Origin of the sequence: Actinomyces timonensis DSM 23838, assembly GCF_000295095.1 — a bacterium.
Classification (GTDB): Bacteria; Actinomycetota; Actinomycetes; order Actinomycetales; family Actinomycetaceae; genus Actinomyces; species Actinomyces timonensis.
Genome location: NZ_JH806632.1, coordinates 1,181,623 through 1,205,505 on the forward strand (window position 1 = coordinate 1,181,623; position 23,883 = coordinate 1,205,505).

General features: G+C 68.6%; 24 protein-coding genes. 11 read left to right on the top strand and 13 right to left on the bottom strand.

Annotation, left to right across the window (positions count from 1 at the left end; genetic code table 11):
* Positions 1–338 precede the first annotated feature (338 nt).
* The 6 genes from A1QA_RS13600 (at position 339) to A1QA_RS0105290 (ending at position 5,264) form a co-directional block, all read left to right on the top strand.
* Positions 339–2,777 carry a transglycosylase domain-containing protein gene (locus A1QA_RS13600; protein ID WP_017177876.1) on the top strand — a complete coding sequence of 813 codons (2,439 nt, stop codon included), beginning with the start codon at positions 339–341 and terminating at the stop codon, positions 2,775–2,777.
* Positions 2,778–2,983: 206 nt separating this feature from the next.
* Complete coding sequence (rpsF, locus tag A1QA_RS0105270) at positions 2,984–3,271, top strand: 30S ribosomal protein S6 (RefSeq protein ID WP_017177877.1); 288 nt, start codon at positions 2,984–2,986, stop codon at positions 3,269–3,271.
* Positions 3,272–3,295: 24 nt separating this feature from the next.
* Complete coding sequence (locus tag A1QA_RS0105275; protein WP_017177878.1) at positions 3,296–3,883, top strand: single-stranded DNA-binding protein; 588 nt, start codon at positions 3,296–3,298, stop codon at positions 3,881–3,883.
* A gap of 75 nt (positions 3,884–3,958) precedes the next feature.
* The gene (gene rpsR, locus A1QA_RS0105280) at positions 3,959–4,195 is read left to right on the top strand and encodes a 30S ribosomal protein S18 (protein ID WP_017177879.1); all 237 of its coding nucleotides are present in this window, start codon (positions 3,959–3,961) and stop codon (positions 4,193–4,195) included.
* Between the two features lie 15 nt (positions 4,196–4,210).
* Entirely contained in the window at positions 4,211–4,666 is a 456-nt protein-coding gene (gene rplI / locus A1QA_RS0105285) for a 50S ribosomal protein L9 (protein ID WP_017177880.1), read from the top strand.
* 253 nt (positions 4,667–4,919) lie between these two features.
* Positions 4,920–5,264, top strand: a complete 345-nt coding sequence (locus tag A1QA_RS0105290; protein WP_017177881.1) for a VOC family protein — start codon at positions 4,920–4,922, stop codon at positions 5,262–5,264.
* A 6-nt stretch (positions 5,265–5,270) separates the two neighbouring features.
* Here A1QA_RS0105290 and A1QA_RS0105295 read toward each other — a convergent pair whose 3' ends face one another.
* Positions 5,271–6,737 carry an MATE family efflux transporter gene (locus A1QA_RS0105295; protein ID WP_425265725.1) on the bottom strand — a complete coding sequence of 489 codons (1,467 nt, stop codon included), beginning with the start codon at positions 6,735–6,737 and terminating at the stop codon, positions 5,271–5,273.
* A 426-nt stretch (positions 6,738–7,163) separates the two neighbouring features.
* Here A1QA_RS0105295 and dnaB point away from each other — a divergent pair, with 426 nt between their 5' ends.
* A complete protein-coding gene (gene dnaB / locus A1QA_RS0105300; protein ID WP_017177883.1) occupies positions 7,164–8,630 on the top strand; it encodes a replicative DNA helicase in 1,467 nt (488 codons plus the stop codon).
* Between the two features lie 43 nt (positions 8,631–8,673).
* On the opposite strand, the gene A1QA_RS0105305 is transcribed toward dnaB, so the two are convergent.
* From A1QA_RS0105305 to A1QA_RS0105325, 5 genes are all read right to left on the bottom strand, one after another.
* Positions 8,674–9,681 (bottom strand): ROK family protein, encoded by a 1,008-nt coding sequence (locus A1QA_RS0105305; RefSeq protein WP_017177884.1) that lies wholly within the window; start codon positions 9,679–9,681, stop codon positions 8,674–8,676.
* Positions 9,682–9,824: 143 nt separating this feature from the next.
* A complete protein-coding gene (locus tag A1QA_RS0105310) occupies positions 9,825–10,640 on the bottom strand; it encodes a DsbA family protein (RefSeq protein WP_017177885.1) in 816 nt (271 codons plus the stop codon).
* Positions 10,641–10,713: 73 nt separating this feature from the next.
* Positions 10,714–11,160, bottom strand: coding sequence for a fluoride efflux transporter FluC (locus A1QA_RS0105315; RefSeq protein WP_026048714.1), 447 nt, complete (start codon positions 11,158–11,160; stop codon positions 10,714–10,716).
* Positions 11,157–11,636, bottom strand: a complete 480-nt coding sequence (locus A1QA_RS0105320) for a FluC/FEX family fluoride channel (protein ID WP_017177887.1) — start codon at positions 11,634–11,636, stop codon at positions 11,157–11,159. The genes A1QA_RS0105315 and A1QA_RS0105320 overlap by 4 nt, the downstream gene beginning before the upstream one ends.
* Position 11,637: 1 nt before the next feature.
* Positions 11,638–13,323 (bottom strand): DUF2079 domain-containing protein, encoded by a 1,686-nt coding sequence (locus A1QA_RS0105325; protein ID WP_244266065.1) that lies wholly within the window; start codon positions 13,321–13,323, stop codon positions 11,638–11,640.
* A 75-nt stretch (positions 13,324–13,398) separates the two neighbouring features.
* Between A1QA_RS0105325 and A1QA_RS0105330 the strand changes: the two genes are divergently transcribed.
* Positions 13,399–14,838, top strand: coding sequence for an amino acid permease (locus tag A1QA_RS0105330; protein WP_017177889.1), 1,440 nt, complete (start codon positions 13,399–13,401; stop codon positions 14,836–14,838).
* Positions 14,839–15,130: 292 nt separating this feature from the next.
* Positions 15,131–16,054 carry a PDDEXK family nuclease gene (locus tag A1QA_RS13605; protein ID WP_017177890.1) on the top strand — a complete coding sequence of 308 codons (924 nt, stop codon included), beginning with the start codon at positions 15,131–15,133 and terminating at the stop codon, positions 16,052–16,054.
* Between the two features lie 174 nt (positions 16,055–16,228).
* Here A1QA_RS13605 and A1QA_RS16475 read toward each other — a convergent pair whose 3' ends face one another.
* From A1QA_RS16475 to A1QA_RS0105365, 7 genes are all read right to left on the bottom strand, one after another.
* Positions 16,229–16,693: an ABC transporter permease subunit gene (locus tag A1QA_RS16475; RefSeq protein ID WP_017177891.1), complete on the bottom strand. Its 465-nt coding sequence runs from the start codon at positions 16,691–16,693 to the stop codon at positions 16,229–16,231.
* Positions 16,694–17,289: 596 nt separating this feature from the next.
* Entirely contained in the window at positions 17,290–17,460 is a 171-nt protein-coding gene (locus A1QA_RS15755; RefSeq protein ID WP_154652237.1) for a hypothetical protein, read from the bottom strand.
* Positions 17,461–17,488: 28 nt separating this feature from the next.
* Positions 17,489–18,166, bottom strand: coding sequence for a response regulator (locus A1QA_RS0105345; protein ID WP_017177892.1), 678 nt, complete (start codon positions 18,164–18,166; stop codon positions 17,489–17,491).
* Positions 18,163–19,410, bottom strand: a complete 1,248-nt coding sequence (locus tag A1QA_RS13615) for a sensor histidine kinase (RefSeq protein ID WP_017177893.1) — start codon at positions 19,408–19,410, stop codon at positions 18,163–18,165. Before A1QA_RS13615 ends, A1QA_RS0105345 begins: the two co-directional genes overlap by 4 nt.
* 420 nt (positions 19,411–19,830) lie before the next feature.
* A complete protein-coding gene (mpaM, locus tag A1QA_RS13620; protein ID WP_017177894.1) occupies positions 19,831–20,619 on the bottom strand; it encodes a daptide-type RiPP biosynthesis methyltransferase in 789 nt (262 codons plus the stop codon).
* Positions 20,612–20,803 carry a hypothetical protein gene (locus A1QA_RS0105360; protein ID WP_017177895.1) on the bottom strand — a complete coding sequence of 64 codons (192 nt, stop codon included), beginning with the start codon at positions 20,801–20,803 and terminating at the stop codon, positions 20,612–20,614. Before A1QA_RS0105360 ends, mpaM begins: the two co-directional genes overlap by 8 nt.
* Positions 20,804–20,810: 7 nt before the next feature.
* On the bottom strand, positions 20,811–21,362 hold the full coding sequence (locus A1QA_RS0105365; RefSeq protein WP_017177896.1) for a hypothetical protein: 552 nt from the start codon (positions 21,360–21,362) through the stop codon (positions 20,811–20,813).
* 513 nt (positions 21,363–21,875) lie between these two features.
* Between A1QA_RS0105365 and A1QA_RS0105370 the strand changes: the two genes are divergently transcribed.
* On the top strand, positions 21,876–23,216 hold the full coding sequence (locus tag A1QA_RS0105370) for a YcaO-like family protein (protein ID WP_017177897.1): 1,341 nt from the start codon (positions 21,876–21,878) through the stop codon (positions 23,214–23,216).
* A gap of 44 nt (positions 23,217–23,260) precedes the next feature.
* Positions 23,261–23,869 carry a hypothetical protein gene (locus tag A1QA_RS0105375; protein ID WP_017177898.1) on the top strand — a complete coding sequence of 203 codons (609 nt, stop codon included), beginning with the start codon at positions 23,261–23,263 and terminating at the stop codon, positions 23,867–23,869.
* Positions 23,870–23,883: the final 14 nt, after the last annotated feature.

Below are 23,883 nucleotides of genomic sequence, written 5' to 3' on the forward strand. Positions count from 1 at the left end.
AGGGGGTGGCGGCTGAGTCCATGCCCCGAGCCTAGGCGCGTCAGGCGGGCGGCGGAGGGGTCCCACGGCCTATTCCGCCCGGTCCAGCGGGAGCGGGCAGGATCCCACCGGATGTGACCGACGTCTGAGTGATAGGCGCCATAGGATGCCGTGGCCTGTAATAACGCCGATCAGAGGGGGCGCCGGGCGTGACGAGGCGACGCCGGGTCGTGATCCCATCGTCCTTCTCTTGCCCCCTGGGGGTACTTCCCGGCCATACTTGGAACCGCACGATGGCTCGCTGGGCCCCCAGCCCTGAATCCCGGTGAGCCGACCGGCACTGCAGGAATGAGGAGCGCGTGACAGTCAACGCGAACCCAGGAGGCAATCGTCCCCACGGTGGCCGCCTCGCCCAGGCGGCCAGCTCCGGGAGGCAGGAGCGCGGCCGCAAGGCTCCCACGGGCGGCCGCGGCGCGCGCGACGCCCGGGCGGCCAAGAAGGCCGCCAGGGCCGCGGCGGCGAGCGCTGCCCCGGCCCCCAAGGGCCTGAGGAGGATCTTCAACTACCCCAGGCGCGGCAAGGGACCGATCCACCGCTGGATCCCGAGCTGGCGCTTCTGCCTGGGCTCCACCCTCCTCTTCATCGCAGCGGTGCTGGGCCTGTTCGTCTACGCCTACTCGACGATCAAGGTGCCCGAGCCCAGCGAGTTCGCCCAGGCGCAGACGACCACTGTCTACTACGCCGACGGCACCACCCAGATGGGGCAGTTCGCCGAGGTCAACCGCACGATCATCGATGCCTCGACGCTACCGTCCCATGTGGGCAACGCCGTCGTGGCCTCCGAGGATCGGAGCTTCTACACCAATAGCGGTGTGGACCCGAAGGGAATCCTGAGGGCCCTCGTCAACAACGCCAGTGGCGGGGGGACCCAGGGAGCCTCCACCCTCACCCAGCAGTACATCAAGAACTACTACGTCGATACGACCAGTTCCTACACGGGCAAGTTCAAGCAGGCCATCATGGCCCTCAAGATCGACCGATCGAAGACCAAGGCGGAGATCCTCGGCTCCTATCTCAACACGGTGTACTTCGGCCGATCCGCCTACGGCATCGAGGCCGCCAGCCAGGCCTATTTCGGTCACCCGGCGTCCCAGATGACCTACTCCGAGTCCGCCCTTCTGGCTGGGATCCTTCCCGCGCCCAGCGCCTGGGACCCCGCGATCGACGAGGACCAGGCCCACGTCCGCTGGAACCGCGTGCTCGGCCTCATGCGCGATGACGGCTACATCACCCAGGCCGAGTACGATTCCGCGACCTTCCCCGCCACGATCGACGTCACCAACGACGAGACCTACAAGGGCCCCAACGGCTATCTCCTCCAGATGGTCCGCGAGGAACTCACGACGACGGCGGGGCTCACCGATCAGCAGATCGACACCGGCGGTCTGTCGATCGTCACCACGATCAACAAGACCGACCAGGACGCGGCCATCGCCGCAGTTCAGAGCCTGCCTGAGGGGTACTCGCCCAATCTGAGAGTCGGGTTGGTGTCGATCGACCCGAAGACCGGTGGCATCCTCGCTCTCTATGGGGGGAGCGACTACCTCACCGGAGGCTTGAACTCGTCCACGGGGGCCGTGGCCCAGGCCGGCTCGACCTTCAAGCCCTTCGCGCTCGTAGCCGCTCTGGAGAATGGCGCCACCCTGGCCAACGGCTATCCGGGGACCTCGCCCATGACGATCGAGGGCCAGAAGTACGTCAACTTCGGCAACGCCCAGTTCAAATGGGCTAACCTCGTCACTGCCACCACCTATTCGGTGAACACGCCCTATCTTCAGCTGAATAAGGACGTGGGACCTGAGACCACCAACGAGGTGGCCACGAGGGCCGGGTACCCGGAAGACACGGCGGGTATGAAGGATCCCAACACTCAGAGCGTGCTCGGCTCGGCCTCTCCGCACACGATCGATATCGCCACGGCCTACGCGACCTTCGCCTCGCAGGGCACGCGCCACCAGACGCATATCATCGCCTCGGCCAACGGCAAGAACGTGTCCTACACAGCGTCGACCAATGGTGAGAAGGTCTTCTCCGACGGCGTCATGGCCGATGCCACCTATGCGATGCAGCAGGTGGTCAACGAGGGGTCCGGCACCACCGCGCTGCGGCTCGGACGGCCCGTCGCGGCCAAGACGGGCTCCTCATCGGACAACAAGTCGGCCCAGTTCGTCGGCTACACCCCGCAGGTCGCCACGGCCGTGACGCTCTACCAGACGGGGGCCAATGGCGAGGAGGAGTCGATCACCCCGTGGGGCGAGTACTCCGAGATCACCGGCTCCACCTATCCGGCGGACATCTTCACCTCCTATATGGAGACCGCGCTGAACGGCCTGCCCGTCGAGCAGTTCCCGGATCGTACGGCCGAGTCCTACACACCGGGCTCCCTCGGCGGCGCCCAGGCGCCCGCGACCTCTGATGGCTCCTTCCCGACCCCGGAGCCGGAGGTCACCGTCCAGCCGGTCGAGCCGACGCAGGAGGCGCCGACCCAAGCCCCGAGCCAGGACAACCAGCGCGGGTTCACGCCCGAGCCCAATCAGCAGGCCCCGACGCGCGGGCCGGGCGGGGGACCGAGCGGTGGGCCGCAGGACCCGGAGAAGGACAATGGTCGCGACGGCGGTTCCGGCAATGGCCTGCCGGAGAGGGGAGGCAAGTCGGATCAGCAGAGGAACGCCCCGCAGCGCGGTGCCTACTGGGATCCGCGCTGGGACCCGCGTTACTCCCCGGAACTCGCCTACTGAGGCCTGACGACGGCCCGGACCCCCGCACGTGTCGCACTGCACGACCGGGGGCCCGCCCCCGCCTTCCGGGCGGCGGCGGCCCTGGAGTAGGCTCATGCCCCGGTGCGCTCTTGGGCGACCCCGCTCCGGCGGCGCGCCGCACGCATCAACCCTCCTGTCACGGAGAGACCGTGACCGCTTGAGACCAGAGGAGGTGGGTACCAAGCATGCGTCATTACGAGATCATGATCATCCTCGACCCCGAGACGGACGAGCGCACCATCGCGCCGTCGCTCGAGAAGCTGCTGCAGGTCGTCCCCAGCAACGGGGGCACGGTCGACAAGGTCGACGTCTGGGGCAAGCGCCGTCTCGCGTACGACATCAAGAAGCGCTCCGAGGGCTTCTACGTCGTCGTCGACATGACCACCACGCCCGAGATCGCCCAGGAGCTCGACCGCCAGCTCGGCCTCAACGAGACTGTCCTGCGCACCAAGCTCCTGCGTCCCGAGGCCTGAGCCAACTCAAGGGAAGGAAGCGAAATGGCCGGCGACACCGTCATCACGATCATCGGTAACCTCACCGCGGACCCGGAGATGCGCTTCACCCCGTCGGGTGCGGCGGTCGCGTCCTTCACGATCGCGTCCACGCCGCGCACCTTCAACCGCCAGACCAATGAGTGGCAGGACGCGGAGACGCTGTTCATGCGCTGCTCGATCTGGCGCGACGCCGCGGAGAACGTCGCCGAGTCCCTGACCAAGGGCATGCGCGTCATCGCCCAGGGCCGTCTCCAGCAGCGCTCCTACACGGACCGTGAGGGCGCTCAGCGCACCGTCGTGGAGATGCAGGTCGATGAGATCGGCCCGTCACTGCGCCGCGCCAAGGCCCAGGTCACCCGCACGGGCGGCCAGGGTGGTTTCGGCGGCAACCAGGGCGGCGGCTACCAAGGCGGTCAGAACCAGGGCGGCCAGGGCGGATCCTGGAACAACAACCAGGGCGGCGGCCAGGGCTTCCAGGGAGGCCAGAATCAAGGCGGTCAGTCCGGCTACAACGCCCCCAGGGGCGGCGCCGCGGACGACCCATGGGCCACGGGCGGCTCCACCTCCTTCGGTGACGAGCCCCCGTTCTGAGCCTCGCGCCCGTTCCCACACCCACAAACCAATCTCGTATGAGCGCCGTCGGCGCTCGCAACAAGGAGTACCACTATGGCGAAGCCCCAGCTTCGTAAGCCGAAGAAGAAGGTCGGCCCCGTCAAGGCGATCAAGGTCGGTGTCATCGACTACAAGGACACCGCCACGCTGCGCAAGTTCATCTCCGACCGCGGCAAGATCCGCGCTCGTCGCGTCACCGGCGTCTCCGTCCAGGAGCAGCGCAAGATCGCCAAGGCCGTGAAGAACGCCCGCGAGATGGCCCTGCTGCCCTACACGAGCTCTGCTCGCTGAGAAGGAGGCACGGATATGACCACCAAGCTCATCCTCACCCACGACGTGGCCGACCTCGGCGCTGCCGGTGAGGTCGTCGACGTCAAGGACGGCTACGCCCGCAACTACCTGGTCCCGCGCAGGCTCGCGACGCCCTGGACCAAGGGCGCGCAGAAGCAGATCGACCAGATGGCCGAGGCCCGTCGTCGTCGCAGCATCGAGTCCCTCGAGCACGCCCAGACCGCCCGCGCCTGGCTGACCGAGAACGTCGTGACGATCACCGCGAAGGCCGGCGCCAACGGCCGCCTCTTCGGCTCCGTCACCACCGCCGAGATCGCCGACGCCGTGAAGGAGGCCGGTGGCCCCGCCATCGACCGCCGCAAGATCACCGTCGTTCCCCCGATCAAGTCGACCGGCCGTCACAGCGCCTCCGTGCGCCTGCACGCCGACGTCGTCGCCCCGGTGGAGCTGTACGTCGTCGCCGCTCGCTGAGCACTCGCGCCTGAGGGCCCGTCCTGGACTGCCAGGGCGGGCCCTCACGCGTTCCTTCGGGCCCGAATGTGGCCAGGTTTGAGGATTGCTCGGGCCACTGGCGCCTCATCGGAACCAACCTCGGCAGAGCCAGAGGCTCTGACCTGTGCACATGTATGACATGACATGGTGACAGAAAACGGAATCCTCAAACCTGGCCACTTCGCAGGGGACGGCGGAGGAATAGGCCGGCCTCGCCATGGGTTGCCCGGGCATGGCTGACTCGAACATCGTGACCGTCCTCGCCCGCGCGTACGTCGACGACATCGACGCCGCCCTGCCCCTCTACCGGAGCCTGACCGGCGAGCAGGAGCACCGCTTCACCTATGGGCCGATGAGCCTGGCCCGCGTCGGCCAGTTCATCCTCGTCCAGGGCGCCGGTGACGACATCCGCGCGCACACCGCCACCATCGCGGTGCGCGACATGGCCAGCGCCATCGCCGCCATCGAGGAGCACGGGGGGAGCATCCTCGAGGGCCCCGACGCCGGCCCGAATGGCGCGCGCGCCGTCGCCCGCCATGGCGACGGCACCATCGTGGAGTACATCGAGCTCGGCTGAGCGCCCTCAGGCGAGCCAGGCGCGGGCTCGCGCGCCGGTGGTGGCCGCCCGCGCGCCCATGAAGACCCACGCGAAGGCGACCCAGAGCAGCAGCAGGCCATGGCCGCCAAAGGCCTGCGCGCCGTTGGCAGCGCCCAGGCGCCCGATCACGACCGCGAGCGGCGCGTAGGGCAGAAGCGTCAGCAGGCCCGCGCGCGCCAGGTAGCGCCCCTCGCCCGCGCCCATGAGGACCCCATCAAGCAGGTAGACGACGCCGGCCAACGGCATCGCCGAGGCGGTCACCAGCAGAACCGGTGCCGCGAGGCCCACGACGCCCGCGTCGGTGGTGAACAGGCGCGGCAGCCACGGCGAGGCCGCCGCCATGGCGACGCCCAGCGCGACGCCCGTGAGCGCGCCCCATGCGACCGTCCGGCGCACGACGGCGGCCACGGAGAGAACCGGCGCGCTTCCGGCTCCCGATGGGGTGCCCGCCTCGTCCACGGAGCCCGCGGCATCGGCCTGCCCGAGGGCGGTCCCGATCAGTGCCTGCGCCGCCACAGCCAGCGCGTCGAGGGCGAAGGCCGCGAAAGTCCACAGGGAGTTGACCACCTGGTGCGCCGCCAGCGGCGCCTCGCCCAGGGCAGTCGCGGCCCAGACCGTCAGCAGAATCGCCGCCCTCAGCGACACGGTGCGCACGAGGAGTGGCACCCCCGCCCCCAGGGACGCGCCGATCCCCGCGCGATGAGGGCGAAGCGGTACCCCCGCGTCCCGAGCGGCGCGCGCGATGGGGCGAGCCAGAGCCAGGGCCATCGCGGTCTGCGCGAGCGCCGTGCCCAGGCCGGAGCCGGCGATCCCCATTCCCACGCCGTAGAGCAGCACCGCGTTGAGGGTCGCGTTGAGCACCGCCCCGGCTGTGGCGACGACGAAGGGCGTCCTCGTGTCCAGGAGGCCGCGCAGCGTGCCCGTCGAGGCGAGGACCGCGAGCATCCCGGGCAGGCCCGGCGCGGAGGCGCGTAGATAGCTGGTGGCAGCATCGGCCACCGCCCCCTGGGCTCCCAGGGCGCCCACCAGCGACGGCGCGCTCGCCTCCAGGATGATGGCCGTGCCGACCCCGAGCAGGAGGGCGAGCCATAGCCCGTCGATCCCCGCGCGCAGGCCCCCGGCGCGGTCGCCCGCCCCGAAGAGGCGCGCCGTTGTCGCTGTTGTCGCGTAGGCGAGGAAGACGAACAGGCCCACGAGGGTGGTCAGCACGGTGGATGCCAGGGAGAGGCCCGCCAGGGAGGTGGCGCCGAGGTGACCGACCATCGCGGAATCCACGAGCACGAGCAGCGGCTCGGCCACGAGGGCGCCGAGCGCGGGCACCGCCAGTCCCAGGATGGAGCGGTCGAGGCGACGGCGGTTCGCGGAGCCCCCCGAATCGGGGGCGGCTATGGAGCCGTCCCGGTCTCGGCTCGTCGCGCCGAGCGGGTGGTGATCGCGCGCTGATCTGCTCACATCGTCTCCGGGGTCGTGGGGGGCGGCCCAGTCTCCCACGGCGGCTCATGGCGGCGTGGGGGCATCTCGCGCTCGCCTCAACCCACAGCCGAGTGGTCCAGACCTGAAGGCGAGGATGAGGTTATTCCACAGGAAAACGAGGTTATCCACAGATTCTGTACGGATTTTGTCGCATCGTCCTGTGGGTGTCTGAGCATGGGCTCCGCGCGGAGATCACGCTGGTATGTCAACGATCGTCGAAAACATGCAGGTCGTCACCTCAACTTTATCCACAGGCTGTGCGGCGCGTCGCCCCCAGGTTATCCACCGCTTTCCACAGGTGTCGGTGGTCTGCCCACAACATCCCCCCAGGGCGCGTTTGCCGCGCCCGGAGGTGGGGGCTAATGTCGCGCGCGCGCCTCCTGGCGCCGGAGAGGAAGGGGAGCCATGACCGACGTCATCGACCGCACCGCTGTGAGCGCTCCTCACGAGTCCGGCGCGCTGGGGCGGGGCGGCCAGGGCGCGTCCGGCCCATCGGCGGCGGCCCGCTTCGATGGCGTCTTCGACCGTGTCCCCCCGCACGACGACGAGGCCGAGATGGCCACGCTCGGCGGCATGCTGCTGAGCAAGGAGGCGATCACCGACGTCCTGGAGATCCTGCGCGGCAACGAGTTCTACCAGCCCGCCCACGAGTCGATCTTCGACGTCATCGTCGACGCCTACAACCGCTCCATGCCGGCCGACCCGATCGTCGTCGCCGACGAGCTCGCCAAGCGCGGCGAGCTCGACCTCATCGGCGGCGCCCCCTACCTCGCCTCCCTCATGGCGAGCGTGCCCACGGCCGCCAACGCCGCCTACTACGCCCGCATCGTCCGCGAGAAGTCCCTCATGCGCGGCCTCGTCCAGGCCGGCACCCGCATCACCCAGCTCGGCTACTCCCAGGACGCTGGGGACATCGCCGAGCTCGTCACCCTGGCCGAGGCCGAGGTCTACTCCGTCGCCCACTCCGAGGGGGAGAAGGAGGACTACATCGCGATCTCCGAGCTCCTGGGCGAGGCCAACCTCGAGATCGAGGCCGGGCAGAGCCGCGAGCAGGGGGCCATGACGGGTGTGCCCACGGGCTTCGTCGACCTCGATGAGCTCACCGGAGGCCTCCACCCGGGCCAGATGGTCATCATCGCCGCCCGGCCCGCCATGGGCAAGTCCACGCTCGCGGTCGACTTCTGCCGCTCGGCGTCCATCCACCACGGCATCCCCTCGTGCTACTTCTCCCTGGAGATGGGGCGCATGGAGCTCATGATGCGCATCCTGGCCGCCGAGTCCGGGGTCTCCATGAACAAGCTGCGCGGCTCCAACCAGATGGATGAGCGCGACTGGCAGGACGTGGCGCTGGCCTACAACCCGGTGTCCAACGCCCAGCTGTACATCGATGACTCCCCGAACCTGACGATGCCGGAGATCCGCTCCAAGGCGCTGCGCCTCAAGCAGCAGAACGACCTCGGCCTCCTCGTCATCGACTACCTCCAGCTCATGAGCTCGGGCAAGCGCGTGGAGTCCCGCCAGCAGGAGGTCAGCGAGTTCTCCCGCTCCCTCAAGCTGCTGGCCAAGGAGCTGGAGATCCCGGTGATCGCCGTCGCCCAGCTCAACCGCGGCCCCGAGCAGCGCACCGGCAACAAGCCCCAGATGTCCGACCTGCGCGAGTCCGGCTCGCTGGAGCAGGACGCGGACATCATCATGCTCCTGCACCGCCCCGAGTACTACGCGATGGAGGAGCGCCCCGGCGAGGCCGACATCATCGTCGCCAAGCACCGCAACGGCCAGACCAAGACGATCCCCGTGGCCTTCCAGGGCCACCTCTCCCGCTTCTCCAACATGGCGCGCGACATCACCGCCGAGCCCGACTACGAGGGCTGAGCGGCTCCCGACGGCGGACCCGCCGTCGGGAGCCGCTCGGGGCTCAGCCCTGGCGGGCGAGGTCGGCCGCTCCCACGAGGCCGGCCTCCTGGCCGCCGGCGGCGAGCACCAGCGGGATCGGCGGGCGGTTGACGCCGGCGGTGAGGCTGGCCTCGAAGGCCTTCCGCGTGGGCTCCAGGAGGATGTCGCCCGCCTCAGCCAGGCCGCCGGCGATGACGATGATCTCCGGGTCGAGCACCGCGCACAGGTCCGCCAGGCCCACTCCCAGCCAGTGGGTGAGCTGGGCGTAGCACTCCAGGGCGCAGGGATCGCCCTCGCGGGCCGCCGCGGTGACGGCCTTGCCGGAGATGTTGTTGGCGTCCCCGCCCGAGAGCTCGATGATGCGCGCGGCGTAGGCGGGGCGGAAGCGCGCCTGCTCCCAGCCGTTGACGCCCAGGGCCGTGCCCGCGGCGTAGCGCTCGAGGCAGCCGTTGAGGCCGCAGCCGCAGGGGCGCCCATCCGGCACGACGTTGATATGCCCGATCTCGGCGGCGAAGCCCCGCGCGCCGCGCAGCAGCCTGCCGTCCACGACGACCGCTCCGCCCACTCCGGTCCCGATGGCCACGACCAGCGCGTTGCGCTTGCCCTGGGCGGCGCCGAAGCGCACCTCCGCCCAGCCGAAGGCGTTCGCGTCGTTCTCGACGACAACGGGCATGCCCACGCGCTCGGAGATGGCGTCGCCCAGGCGCAGCCCCGTCCAGTCGAGGTTCGTGCCATGGGCGATCGTGTTGCGGTCCTCTGCGATGAAGCCGGCCGCGCCGATGCCGACCGTCGCGCAGGCCGGGAAATCGTTCTTGAGCTCGCGGACCACCTCGACGATCGTGTCGATGATCGCCTGGCGCTCCTTGGCGGGGGAATCGCGGCGGATCGTGGCGAGCACCTCGCCGTCGACGGCGACCACGCCGCCCGCGATCTTCGTGCCGCCCACGTCCACGCCAATGCTCAGCGCGCCGCGTGAATCCTGCGCCGTCCCGCTGTCCGTCCGGGTGCTCGCCTCGGTCTGATCCGCCATGTGTGCTCCTTCGCCATGCCTCGGGTGATGCGGTGCCGGGTGGGCGCGCGCCCGTCGATGGGCGCGATGCCGAGGCCCGCCTATTGTGACAGGCGTCGCAGGTTCTCCGCGACCGAACGCCAGGACCCTGTGGGCGGCGGGGGCTACTTCGCGGCCTGCTCGGCGATGGTGGCGCGCACCGTGTCCGCGGGGGCGAAGCCGCTGATGTACGTGTCGTTGATCATGAGGAAGGGCGTGCCGGTCACCCCGATCTTCTGGGCGTGCTCCTTCGCCTGGGCGACCGCCTGGACGGTGGCGTCAGCGCTCATGTCTGCCTTGAACTTCTCGATGTCCGGCACCCCGGCGCTCTGGGCGAAGGCCACGAGGCTGTCCTGTGTGTACTCGGGGTGGTCGGTCGGATCGGCGGCCGCGTAGACGGCGTCGTGGAACTCCCAGAAGCGGCCCTGGTTCGCCGCGGCGATGCCGGCCTGGGCGGCCAGTGGAGAGGAGGGGGTGATCTGCGCGAGGTCGCGCCACTCGATCCGCAGAGTGCCGTTCTCGATGAGGTCGTTGAGACCCGGCTCGGTCTCCTGGGCGAACTTCGTGCAGTACGGGCAGCCGAAGTCGGAGAAGATCGTCAGGACCACCGGCGCGTCCGCGGCGCCCTTGGCCTGGCCGTCATTGGGGTCGCGCTTGGGCTCGTCGCGCAGGATCTGCAACTGCTCGGGGCTGAGCGAGGGTGCCGGGGGCGCAGGCGCCGTCGTGGCGGCCGGGGGCGCCGTCGTCGTGGGGGCGGCCGACGATCCGCCAGTGCTCCGCTTCACCAGGATCCCAGCGATTGTGGCCAGGAGGAGCGCGATGATGATGAGCAGCACGATGACCATGGCCTGGTTGTTCTTGCGCGCCGGCGGCGCCCCGTCCGGGACGGCGGGACGGATCGGCTCGGTGGGCGCGGCGGCGGGCTCCTGCGAGAAGGTCATACCCGCAGTCTGGCAGACAACGCGAGACCGGGGCCGCTTGTCCGGCCCATCGCGACGGATCCGGGACGCTCCTTCAGTGGGCGAGCCAGGCGCCCAGGGCCATCCCCATCGCTCCCGAGGCCAGGCAGGCGGCCATCATGCCCAGGCCGTGGGCGGCGGCCGCCCGCCAGCGCCCGAGCGAGGCGAGCCGCGCGCCCTCCACACTGGCCGTCGAGAAGGTCGAGTAGCCGCCCATGAGGCCTGTGCCGAGGACGCGGGCCAGGTGCGCGGCGCCCGCCGTCGCCTCCGCCTGCGCCCAGCCGGTGAGAAGGCCGAGGAGGAGGCAGGCCGTGACGTTGACGACGATCGTCCCCACGGGCACGGGCACGGGCACGGGCGGGGACGCGGGCGTCGACGATCCTGACGGTCTCGAGCCGCCCCGGGTCGCTGCCACTGTCACGCGGCCGTCGACGAGGTAGCGGCCGATCGCCCCCGCGCCTCCCGCCAGGGCCATGAGGGGCCATACCCACGCCCCGCTCATGCTGGCCCCGAGCCTGTCGTGCCAGCCCGGGCGCCGTCGGCCCGATGAGTGCGATGGGTGCGATGCCGTCCCTCGAGGAGCCCCGACAGCCTCAGCCCGAGGCCCGCCAGCGCCAGGCCCGCGATAAGCGAGCCCAGGAGGTAGAAGGCCCCGAGGAGCGCGCGCCCCTGGCCGATGAGGCGCAGCGTCTCGCTGATGAGCGTCGAATATGTGGTGAGTGCCCCCATGAGTCCGGTGCCCACCCCCAGGCGGACGAGCCGGTACCTGCCCGCCTGGCGCCCGGGCACCGCGAACCAGCCGAGGATGAGGCCCAGGAGGAGGGCGCCGGTGAGGTTCGCCGTCGCCGTGGCCCAGGGGATCCCCGACGGCGAGGCGCCGATGAGCTCGGCCAGGCCCGCCCGCAGCGAGGTGCCGATGACCCCGCCCAGGCCCACCACCGTCAGGGCGGGCCAGTCGGGGGTGGAGGAGGCGCGCATGTCAGTTGGCGCCGACGAGCTGGGCGACCTGGAGATCGTCCTGGTTGAAGATGAGGATGTAGTCGCGGCCGGTGCGGCCCTCGATCCAAGCGGCGGCGTCGCGCGGGGCATTGCCTCCCCATGCTGACGACCGGGCGTCGATGACCACGTACTGCGGCGCCTCGCTGCCCGTCCCCACCCAGGCGACGTCGGCCTGCGGGACCAGGTAGGACATGAGGGAGAGGTCCGTCTCCACGGTCGACCCCTCGGGGATGAGGCCGTAGACGGTCTCAATAGCGCTCATGCGCTGCGGGGCCTTGCCGAAGTCCCGGTTGTTCATCTGCCACAGCGGGAGGTCGTGGGCGGTCATCACTCCCAGGAGCATCGGGGTGGCCAGGCCGAGCAGCGCGACCCATCGGGCCCACAGCGACACGCCCAGCCAGCCCGCGCCGTCGGGCCGACGCGCGCGCCGCCGCTTGAGGGCGGCGACGACGTCGAGGAGCGCCCCGATCGCCACCGGGATGAGCACGGCGTTGTAATGCCAGTTCTTCCACTCCCAGTAGAAGGTCACCGAGCCCAGGAGCCGCCATGCCAGCGTCGGCGCCACGACGGCGATCCACGGCGAGCCCAGTCCGATGCCGCCGGCGGTGAGCAGCAGCACGACCAGGGTCTCGATCTTGACCTCCGGGGAGAACAGGCGGGTGAGCAAGTCCTGGTGGGTGCCAGCGGCGCCGCCAGACCCGATGGAGTAGGCCCACGAGCCGCCCGGGTTGAGCATCGGCAGGAACACCATGGTGGTCAGGAAGAACATGGCGACGCCGAAGGCCGCGAGCGCGAGCCCGAGCTGCCAGGTGGTCAGGCGCCCGACCGGGTGGATCACGCGGCCGCGCTTGACCTCCCCCAGGCCCCGCACGGCCACGGCCAGGCCGATCATGAGGACCGTCAGGCCGAGGTCCTCCTTGACCAGGACCAGCGGCGCGGACCAGCAGGCCACGGCCAGCCACCGGCGCTCGACGAAGGCCGCCGAGGCGAAGGCGAGCATGGGAACGGCGAAGGCGATCTCATGGAACTGCGCGGCGACGGCCCCCTGGAATCCCCAGCTGAGCACGTAGGTGAGGCCCAGGGCGAGAGCGACCATCGGGTGGGTGAGGCGCTGCGCCAGGCGCACGATGGGCCAGGCGGACACCGCGAGGAGGAGGTCCTGGACGATGAGGAGCGTCAGGCCCGAGGGGAACAGCGCCCACAGCGGGCCGAGCAGCACGAGGATCGGGTGGAAGTGGTCGCCCAGGAGGTTGTAGTCCGGGCCCTTGATCGGGACGATCGGCGCATCCAGATGGGAGTAGGCCTTCGCCGCCTCGGAGAAGATGCCCAGGTCCCAGCTCGGGACGGTCATCGCCCTCCACTGGCCCACGGAGTACGTGACGAGCACCCAGGCGCCGATGAGGACGGTGAGCGCGGCGGGCAGGAGGTCGAGCCAGTCCCGGGATGACCTGGGCAGCCTCAGCCGGAAGGCGGGCGGGGCCTCCTCGTCCGGGGCTGGCGTCGGCGCTGTCTCGACGGCGCTCCCCGGCGCCGGGGCGTCGGGCGGCATGGAGGCGCCCCGCGGCATCGGGGGCGCGGGCGGGGTGGGCGGCAGAGGCGGGATCGGATACGCGGCGGCTCCATCCTGGGGAGGAACGGCGTCGTCGGGGCTGGGCACTGGACTCATCGCGGACGAGCCTAATGCTCGAAACACCTCTCGGCGTAGGCTGCCCCAGTCACACCCACCCCTGAGGAGACATCGATGACTGCCAACACGGGCGAGCACGATCTCGACGAGATCGTCGAGCGCGGCGAGCACCTCCAGCGCCGCCTCACCAATCGACACATCCAGCTCATCGCCATCGGCGGGGCGATCGGCACGGGCCTCTTCATGGGCTCCGGCAAGACGATCTCCCTGGCCGGCCCCGGCGTCCTCCTCGTCTACGCGATCATCGGCGGCTTCCTCTTCCTGGTCATGCGGGCCCTCGGCGAGGTCCTGCTGTCCAACCTGGAGTACAAGTCCTTCGCCGACGTCGCCCACGACCTCATCGGCCCCTGGGCGGGCTTCTTCACCGGCTGGACCTACTACTTCTGCTGGCTCGTGACCGCCATCGCCGAGGTCATCGCCATCACCCAGTACGTGCAGCACTGGTGGCCCACCGTCCCCCTCTGGCTTCCCGCCACTGTCACCGTCGCCCTGCTGCTGTCCCTCAACCTCACCACGGTGAGGGCCTTCGGCGAGATCGAGTTCTGGTTCTCCATCATCAAGATCGTGGCGATCCTCGCGCTCGTCGTCGTCGGCATCGTGCTCGTGGTCATCGGCTTCACAGCCCCCAACGGCGCCGTCGCCTCCCTGGGGAACCTCGGTGACCTCTCCGACCCCGTTGGCAGTCTCTTCCCCAATGGCTTCTCCGGGTTCACCGGCGCCTTCCAGATCGCCGTCTTCGCCTTCGTGGGCACTGAGCTCATCGGAACTGCCGCGGCCGAGGCCAAGGACCCTGAGGTCACCCTCCCCAAAGCCATCAACGCCATCCCAGTGCGCATCCTCCTGTTCTACCTGGGGGCGCTCACAGCGATCATGATGGTGACCCCCTGGCGGGAGGTCACCGAGTCCAGCCCCTTCGTCGCGATGTTCTCCCTGGCCGGGTTCGGGCTCGCGGCGTCGCTGGTGAACTTCGTCGTGCTCACCGCCGCCGCGTCGAGCGCCAACTCCGGCATGTACTCCACGTCCCGGATGCTCTACGGTCTCTCCTGGTCCGAGCACGGGCCTGCCGTTTTCAAGCGCCTCACCTCCCGCTCCGTGCCCGGGCCCGCGCTCGTGGTCACCTGCGCCGCGCTGCTGACCGCGATCCCGCTGCTGTACACGACCTCGTCGATCATCGACGCCTTCACCGTGGTCACCACGGTGGCGAGCGTGCTGTTCATCCTCGTGTGGATCATCATCGTCGTCTCCTACCTGCGCTTCCGCTCCCTGCACCCCGAGCGCCACGAGGCCAGCGCCTTCAAGATGCCGGGGGACCGGGTGAGCGCCTGGGCGAGCATCGTGTTCTTCGCCTTCGTGGTGTGGACCCTCATCCAGGCCGAGGACACCAGGCTGGCCGTGCTCGTCTCGCCGCTGTGGCTTGTCGTGATGGCCAGCGCATGGTGGTGGCTTCGCTCCGGTGCTGCTCGGCGCTTGGCGGGCGCTCTTCGGCGGCGGTAGGCACGAGCTGAGCTTGCCCGCCCCACCCGCCAGGGCGAAGTGGCCAGGTTTGAGGATTGCTCGGGCTGCGGGGGCTCTTGTGCGCGAGCCGCGCCTCGAGTGCTGCCTTCTGGCCTGGGCAAACGCAAAGCATGGCAATGTGTCAGAAAAAGGAATCCTCAAACCTCGCCACTTCGAGGCTGGGGTTGAGGCACGGAGAGCCGTGAACCACAAGTGACGGCATCCTCAGTGGGATGCCTGCGCTGTGGAGGCCCGGCCTCGGCGCGCCTGAAGCTCTCCCACAATCCTGCTCATGGTGAAGCGGGATACAGAGAAACAGCGGATCCTCCAGCTGCTCCGGTCGGGGCATGGCGCCCTCCGTAGGCGGGATATCCGCCTCGGACGGACTGGTCAGCGGGCTCTCGCCGACCTCCTCAATGCGGGCGACGCGCAGCGGACAGCGGGCGTCATCCACCTACCGGACGCGCCGCGGGCGATCGTCGTCTGCCGGTCGTTCGGCGGCGTGCTGACGGCCGAGTCCGCGCTCGAGTACTACGGGCTCCCTGTCATGCGCCGTCCTCGCGAGTTCCATATCGCGGTGCCCGCCAATACTGGTGTCATCAGGGCGCCTGGTGGTGTCATCGTCCACCGAGAGGCCCACCTTGGCCGAATCGATCCGCTCGCGATGCCCGTCGCCTCGCCGGAACTCATCCTGGCGCGGATGCTCCGGCGCTCCCCTGAGATCGATGCTGTCGCGGCACTGGATGCCGCGCTTCGCGAAGGGCTTGTCTCATTCGAGGAGATCCGCGCACTACTGGAGGGTGACGGTCACCAAGCCCCGACGGCGCGCGCTCGCTTGGAGCGGGCCAACCCGCGGTCCCGTTCATTGATCGAGAGCCGTCTTCGCGTCGAGCTCGAGGATGCTGGCCATCAGGTGGATGTCGGGGTGGTCGTCGATGGGGTTGGCGAGGTGGATCTGCTCGTGGACCGGCGGCTCTTCGTTGAGACCGATGGATTCGCCTACCACTCCTCCCGGGAGGCGCTCGCCAAGGACCGGGACCGCGATCAGCGGATGATGTCGAGGGGTCTGCCGGTTGTCCGGCTGACCTACGAGGATGTCATGCGCGGTTGCGGTGTCATCATCGTCGAGGCGGCGCTCAGGGGGTTGGACGCTGGGCCGGTGCCCGTGGTGGTCGATCTGGATCCGTTGACTGGGGCACCAAGACTCGCGTGGTGAGCGCAAAGTGGCGAGGTTTGAGGATTGCTCGGGTCCTGAGGGGCGTTGAGCACGAGGCACGCCTCGACTGCGAGCCTCTGACCTCGGTGAACGCAAGATGTGACAACATGCCAGGAAAAGGAATCCTCAAACCTCGCCACTTTGAGGCTCGGGCTAGGGCCGAGGCTGGGGAGGTCAGGCGTCTCGGCGGGAGAAGACCACCCAGCCGACCGCCAGGGGAACGAGGCACCAGGCGGAGAACACCACGATCGCCTGCCAGTGCTCCAGGAACGCCATGGTTCCCGGGACGCCCCAGCGAGGAACGATCTCATGCGGATCGCGCACTGCGAGCTGGGTGGTCGAGGGCAGGATCCCCTCGAGGGTCTGCGCCCAGCGCTGCCCGCTCAGGAGCTTCAAGGGGATATCGATGACGAAGAGTAGGCAGTTCACCGTGGTGATCGCTCCGGCAGTCGAGCGGGTGAGGAGGCCCAGCCCCAGGGCCATGAGCGCGATCCCTCCGAAGGCAAGCCCCGTCCCCCAGATATATCCCAGGTAGCGGGGGTCGGTGAGGGGGATGACGAGGTCGCCGATAAGAGGGTAGGAGACTGCCCAGGTGATGAAGGCGGAGAGCGTCCCGACGGCGAAGCCCCAGCCTCCCACGATCAGCGCCTTCGCGCTGAAGAGGCGGCCCCGGACGGGAACGGCCCCCCAGGGAGGAACGGATCTGCCCGCTGGAGTACTCGGCTGTGATGACGAGTGCGGCCAGGACTCCGACGGCGATCTGGCCGAAGGGGGCGCCCTCGGTGATCGAGTGCGGGGCGACGAGCTTCTGATCCTCCGATGACGCGTACCCGACCGCCACGCTCACACCGAACAGAGCGGTGAGCCCGATGGCGAGGACGGTGGTGATCCAGGTCGAGCGCAGGGTGCGCAGTTTGATCCACTCGGCGCGCAGGGCGCGGGGAAGGGTCTGGCGGCCGGGAATGCGCTGGGGTGCGCTCGTGATCCCCGGCAGAGTGGGGGCGGCGGATGCGACGCTGCTCATGACGGCTCCTCCTTGAACGGATGGTGCGAATGCGTTGGCATCACGCTAGGAGCGCCGCGCGCGGGGAGGATCCGCGCCGATGATGAATCCGCGCTGGCGAGCGGGTCATACCGCGGTCTGAGTGCCTCATGCGGTCGGACGCCGTGCCCGCGGGGATCACGAAAACGGGCCGCCTCACGAGGAGGCGGCCCGATCTCGTGTGAGACCCGGCTCACCAGAAGAATCGGAACCAATCGCCGTTGTTCATGGGAACCAGTGCGGTGAGGAAGCGCATGACGTGTTGTCCTTTCGAGGAGGTGTCGTCGTTGACGGGATCAATACTTCCTCCTCGCTCCGTCCGCGTCCTCGGCCAGTCGGCCCGGTCGATCGGCTGAGATCGCATGGCCTGGAGGAAGCGGTTCGGAGGAGGGCTACACCAGCCCCGAGCGCAGGGCGTGAACGACGGCGCCGACCCGGTCCTGGACGCCGAGCTTGGCGATGAGGGTGGACACATGCGTCTTGACGGTGGCCTCGCTGAGATTGAGGCGGCGCGCGATCTGCTTGTTGGACAGCGCCTCCACCATGAGGGAGAGCACCTCCAACTCCCTGGGTGAGAGGGTGACGCCGGGGGGGAGGGCGTCAGCGTCCGCCGCCTGCGCCGGGGGGAGCACTGGAGCCGCGTCATCGGTGGTCGGGCCTTGGGCGATGATCGCGGAGGAGGCCGCTGAGAGCACCATGTTGCCGGCGGCGACGTGGCGGATCGTGGCCGCTAGCGAGGCGATGGGATCCTCCTTGGCGATGAAGCCGCGGACCCCGGCAGCGAGGGCGCGGTGGAGGACGGCATCGGCCACGAAGGTCGTGAGGACCAGCATGGCGAGATCTGGCTTCTCCTCATGGAGGGCCTCGGCGAGTGCGATGCCGTCCATGCGCGGCATCTGGACGTCGAGCAGGAGCACCTCGATCTCGGGGTCTCCTGCGCGGATGAGTTCTAGGGCATCCTGCCCGTCGTGGGCGGCCCAGGCAACATGGATGTCTTCCGTGGTGCCGAGCAGCTCGGTGAGTGTGGAGCGGACGAGGGCGTCGTCGTCTGCGATACCGACGAGGATCATGCGGTGGACTCCTGGGGTTCGGGGGTGGTGGGATTGGGGAGCTCCGAGCAGGGGATGGAGGCGGTGGCGATCCATGCGCCGTCCTGCGCGAGCGCGGTGAACGAGCCTCCCACGGTGGCGAGGCGCTCGCGCATGCCCAGCATGCCAGATCCCGAGGTGGGCAGGTGGGGGGCGCCTTGTTGGATCTGGTTGGTGGTGACCACCCGGATAGCCCGCGGGCCGAGGGCGAGGGTGAGGGTGACCCGACCAGAAGGGGCGCCGTGACGGATGATATTCGCCCCCATCTCCCGGGCCACCCGTGAGATCGTGGTCGCCTGGAGGCGGCTGGGCGCGATAGCGCCCCGCTGGTGGAACGTGACGTCGAAGCCGGCGGCGGCGATGTCGTCGCAGATGGCCTGCAGGGCCGCAGGAAGGTTGGTCACGGCCTGCCCGAGCCCTGTGGAGATCTCGACCGCCTGCCCCATGTCCTGGGTGGACTGCCTCAGGGCGCGTAGGAGGAGGCGGAGCTCGTGGAGGGCGTCCGTGGCGGTGGACTCCAGGGCCTTGAACTCGTCGCGAGCCTCCGGTGGGTAGGTGGGGTCGGCTGCGGCGCGCTGAGCGCGCAGAGCCGTCTGGGACATCGAGTAGGCGACGAGGTCGTGCATCTCTCGTGCGATGTCGATGCGTAGACCCGCGATTCTCTCCTCGGCTTTCAGCCCCTCATGGCGACGGGTCTGCTCGGTGGCGCGCAGTAGTGACCCGAGCGCAAGAAGGACGAACCAGATCAAGGAGAAGAACATGGTGGACAGGAGACCGCTGGTGTCGCTCCCTCCCCAGAAGGGGCTGAGGAGTGCCACCGCGAGCATAAGTGCTTCCACCAAAGCGGCTAGCCAAAGGGGGAAGGTCATGCCGATGACGAAGAAGAAGCCCAGAGTGATGAACCCCATGTCCGCGCCGGAGATGCTCGGGTCCGAGAGTTCGACGCTCCAGCAGGCGAAGTACAGGCATGTCCCTGGAACGGGGCGCCGCGTAGTCAGGTAGAGAGTCGCAGATGCGGTGAGAACAAGGCTGAGATCCACAGGAAGGCACTTGCTTTTGGTGCCCAGAAGCAGCACTGCAGAGGCGATTCCCAGCACGATCGAGATCACAGCGTAGAGCCAGTGGCTCCCCACGACGTCGGCTGGTTCGCGCAGAGCCTTGCGCAGGCTGGCACTGCCCTGGGAGAGGGTCTGCCGCAGCGCGGACAGTCGTGTGAGTGTCTCCACAGGATCCCCTCGTCGTCGGGCGTGTCCAGCGGAATCCTAACGCCAGTGCCCGTGCCGCTCCTCCTGCTACAGGATCGGATGGGGGAGACGATGGCAGGAGCGAGCGGCCAAACCGCTGCCGTTCGCCGAGAGCTCGTCGATGGCGAGCCACTGAGAGAAAGCCTCGGTATTCCCAGGGGCGCCCCACCACACGGCCCGGTCATGATCGCTGCGAACCCGCGTAGGACGCTCGGGGGGGCCGACACGCGACGCATCGCGGAGTAAAGATCGTGAATCTGGCAGTCCTCACGAGCGGGAGAGCGCCGCCTGCCCCCGATCCGGGTCGCAGCCGAGGCCGCACGCCACGTACTCCCGCTGCTGGTCGACGATGAACGAGCCTGCCCCACCCCGAGGCGTATGGGATGTTGAGCGGACGGTGATTCATGGCCTCATCTCCCGGGCGCTCAGCGGATGAGACGGGGCGACGGCGCCCAACAGGACGTTGCTGCGGCCGGGCAGGCCCGGATGTGGCACCGAGTGCTGGAAGAACACCGTGAGGCCGAGTTTGTTGAGTTCGGCCGTCAGCCAGCTAGGAGGCGTCAGGTAGAGGTCGGTCGTGTAGGTCTCGTCCCCCCATCGCAGGATTGTCCTCCAGGTTCCGGCGGTGGGGTTGATGGTCTCGACGAATTCGACGTCGCGACGGAGCTGGATCGAGTGCGTCATGGGCTCGCGGGCGACGATGTGCTCAGTGGAGACTAGAAAGGTCCCGCCTGGCGCGAGGCAGGCGGTGGCCCTCTCCAAGGTGTGGCGCTGCTGAGAAGGGGCGAGCAGGGTGATCGAGACCGTTGGGATGCACACGGCCTTGAAGCGCTCGTCGGTGGTGAACGCGGTCATATCCGCCTGGCGGACCTCGATCCGCTCATCCAGTCCTGCGCGCCGAGCGGCTCGGTCCGAGATGCGCTGGCGGAGGATGCTGAGCATGTCCTCGCTCAGATCCGTGGCCAGGACACGATGGCCTGCCGCCGCTATTGGGAGCGTGACGCGCCCACTGCCGCTGGCGAGTTCAAGGACTCTCATCCCTGCCAGTGTGGGATCGTGGATCTGCGAGAGGAGCTCGAGGATAGAAGGGATCTCGGAGCTGTCGTGCAGGCTCAGCTCGTGATAACGCTGGGCTCCGTTGCCAGTGTAGAGCTTTGAAAGTGAATACCCTTGCGGGGTGGATTCAGACATGCTCGTCCACCTTTCTCACTCGAGCGTGTTCGTCATGCCGCAACTGCGCCACGAGGATATCCGCTGCGTGCTGGGGAGCGCCCAGAGCCTCTGTCAGACACTCCTCGTCGAGGGTGTGGGCGATCTCGAAGGCGCGGTAGGGCTCATCGTCACCTCCGGAGAGGATGAGTCGACGGGGGATCACGGGCGTATTAAGCATGGAGATCACGGTTCCTTGTGATCTGAGTGGTGATGAGGGTGAGGATTCCGAGCCAGGTGAACAGAAGCGAGGTGGCTTGGAGCTGGGTGAGGGTTCCGATGGCGGTGTGGTCGTGGACCAGGGTCATCTGGAGGTTGCCGGGCATGTAGGTGGCGATGCTCTTGGGCAGGATGGGGAGGAGCTGGGGCTCGAGGAAGGTGGTCCATGCGGCCAGCACGGCGATGGCGGCCATGGTGCGGCGCATGAGCCAGCCGAAGCAGGTCCCCCAGGGGGCTGCCAGGATGATGATGGTGATGGTGCCCAGTGAGGTGTTGATGATGCTGCTGGTGGCGCGCAGGGTCATGTGGTGGCGGTCGAGGACGAGGTGGGCGGCGACCAGGGAGGAGGCGGCTGCTGCGATGGCGTAGAGGGCCGCGATGGGTGTGGTGGCCAGGGCTTGGTTGAGGATGAGGCGGGGGACGCCGTGGTGGCGGGTGGCCCTGGCGGCGATGGTGGCGGCGCGGTACCTCTTGGTCAGCTGGCTGATGCTGATCAGGTCGTGCATCGTCGCGGTCCTTTCTGAGTAGATGGTTCGGTGCGGTGGGGCTTCGCCGCTCCAGGGGTGATGGGTTGAAGTCAACGTTGTCAGCGCCCACCGCGAATCGGCCAACTGGACTAACAAACCGACGGGCGCGATGCCGCGAAAACGGAGGAGCCATGAATCTACGCACGGGACGGATCGTTGGGATCGGCCGATCGACTCCGCTGATCGGGTGAGCGTCGCCCATCGATCGGCTCGATGGGGCAGGCCGGGCCCGAGATGGAAGAGCCAACTCGCTCACATCGTCATTCCCGTGGTCTGGCAAGGGATGATCCGCCCCGCCATCACTCCCGTCGATTGGTTAGCCAGGTTGGCCGAGTTGTCGCGGCGGCGGTCGGTGTTGACTGGATTCATCACCGGGCGGGAGAACCCGCCAGTCAACACGCGATAGCACTGGTTCAACGCCGAGCCTTGACCGCTCCGTTGTCTCAAGCGCTTTCTCCATCACCACAATACCCACACGGACGGTGACCAAGAATGTATTCCAGTACCCTCAGGGAGCCCAGTCCCGCCGGGCTGCGCCGCGCCCGTCGGCTCAAGTCCCCCTATGGCCTCGTCTCGAAGGCCGTTCCCCTGCCTACTGGCGAGAACGAGCCTTCCTTCTCGATCTACACCGCTCTCCTCGACGATCCGTCGCCTGTCCTTCGAACCCAGCGCAACTGGCACCACTCCAACGCTCAAGGAAATTTCGACGGCGCTGGCGGCGCTATCGACCCCGTCCGTGCCCGCGACATCTCCATCGTGGAGTCCCTGGAGCGCTACTCGTCCTGCACATGGACCGATTCCGAGCTCGTCATGGACTCCGAGGAGGCGCTCGGCGATCTCGCCGTGAGTCCCAACCGGTTCCCGCGCTGCTCGGAGCGGGAGCTGTCCGCCGAGGACAGCCTGCTTGCCCACTACGATCCCCGGCTGCCGATCCGCTGGCAACGGGCGTGGTCTCTCACTCGGAAGCGTGAGGTTCTCGTCCCGGCAAACCTGGTCTACCTGCGTTTCCCCGTCTTCTCCCGCTCCGAGCTCTTCTCCCACTGCGTGTCCACCGGAACAGCGGCGCACTCAGATCTCAAGCAGGCTGTGCTCGGTGGCCTGCTCGAGGTGGTTGAGCGCGACTCGATCTCCCTGACCTGGCTGCAGCGCCTGCGCCTGCCGCGTGTGGAGGTCGATGAGGCGCTCCTGCGGCCCGAGACGCGCGAGTACCACCGCATGGGGACCTCATGCGACATCGAGCCCCGGCTGTTCAGCGCCACCACCGACTTCGGTATCCCGGTTCTCTACGGGGTCCAGCTCAGCGACGACCCGGTGCTGTCGCAGGTGGTCGCCGCGACCTGCGACCTCGACCCGGAGAGGGCGCTGGCCAAGATCCACCGGGAGTTCTCCTCCCTGAGGATCGCATTGCGCGCGCATGCCAGGAGCCCGCAGGCACTGGCTGACGTCGGGCAATCGGTTGTCGGCGGAGCGGTGCTCCATGCCCAAGCCTCGCACCGGGATGTCTTTGACTTCCTGCTCGAGGGAGAGCGGCCAACGGTTCCGCTCCACCAGATCGGAGACGTGCCCGCTCCCGGCGAGGATCCACTGGCCTGGGCTGTCGACAAGCTGGCCCAGCGAGGCGCCGAGGTCATCGTCGCGGACATCACGACTGACGAGGCGAGGCAGGTCGGCATGCACGTCGTCAAGGTACTCGTGCCGGAGGCGATGCCACTCTCCTTCGTCCACTCCGCCCGGTACCTGGCGACGCCGCGCCTGTACGAGGCGCCCAGGGCCATGGGCCTGATCGTTCACCCCGAAGAAGCCATCAACCCCGAGATCCAGCCATTCGCGTGATGAAGCGAGAAGGCACGACCACAGGAAACCGACGAGGAACACGCATGCGCATCACACTTCCAGACGACACGCTCGTCATTCATGCCGGAGAGTTCGGCCAGCAGGTGATCGAACTGCTCGACACCTCTCCAGCGCGTCTCATCGAGGCCGATGGCCCGGTGTACACCGCCTCCATCCCCTACGCCACCACCATCATCTCGGTGTGGTCCGGCCACCGCCCCGAGGACCGGGACCGAATCGACTCCGTGGCCTTCGCCAGGGGCATCCCCTCGGTCGGCGTCGAACTCCACCCGACCTCTCTCGAGTGCGGCCCAGTGGTGGTACCAGGTCGGACTGCCTGCTACCGCTGCTGCCGACTGCGACAGGAGCAGCACTCCGGAGGATCCCTCCGCCTGACCCGGTCCAGCGCCGAGCTCCCGGCTGGCTTCAGCGGTGGCGAGGTCGCTATCGCCGCTGGCTTCATCGGAAAGGCGCTCGCGGATATCGGGCGTGAGAACGTTGGGACGTCCCTCGGTGGCGAGGTCCGCCTGTTCGACCTGGTCCGAGGGGGCCTCCACAAGTACGAGACGGTCGCGGTCGACCGGTGCGAACGATGCGGTTCGCGCTACGGCCAGGACCGCCATCCCACGGCCGCGATCGCGTCCCTGCTCTGAGAACGGAGAAACAC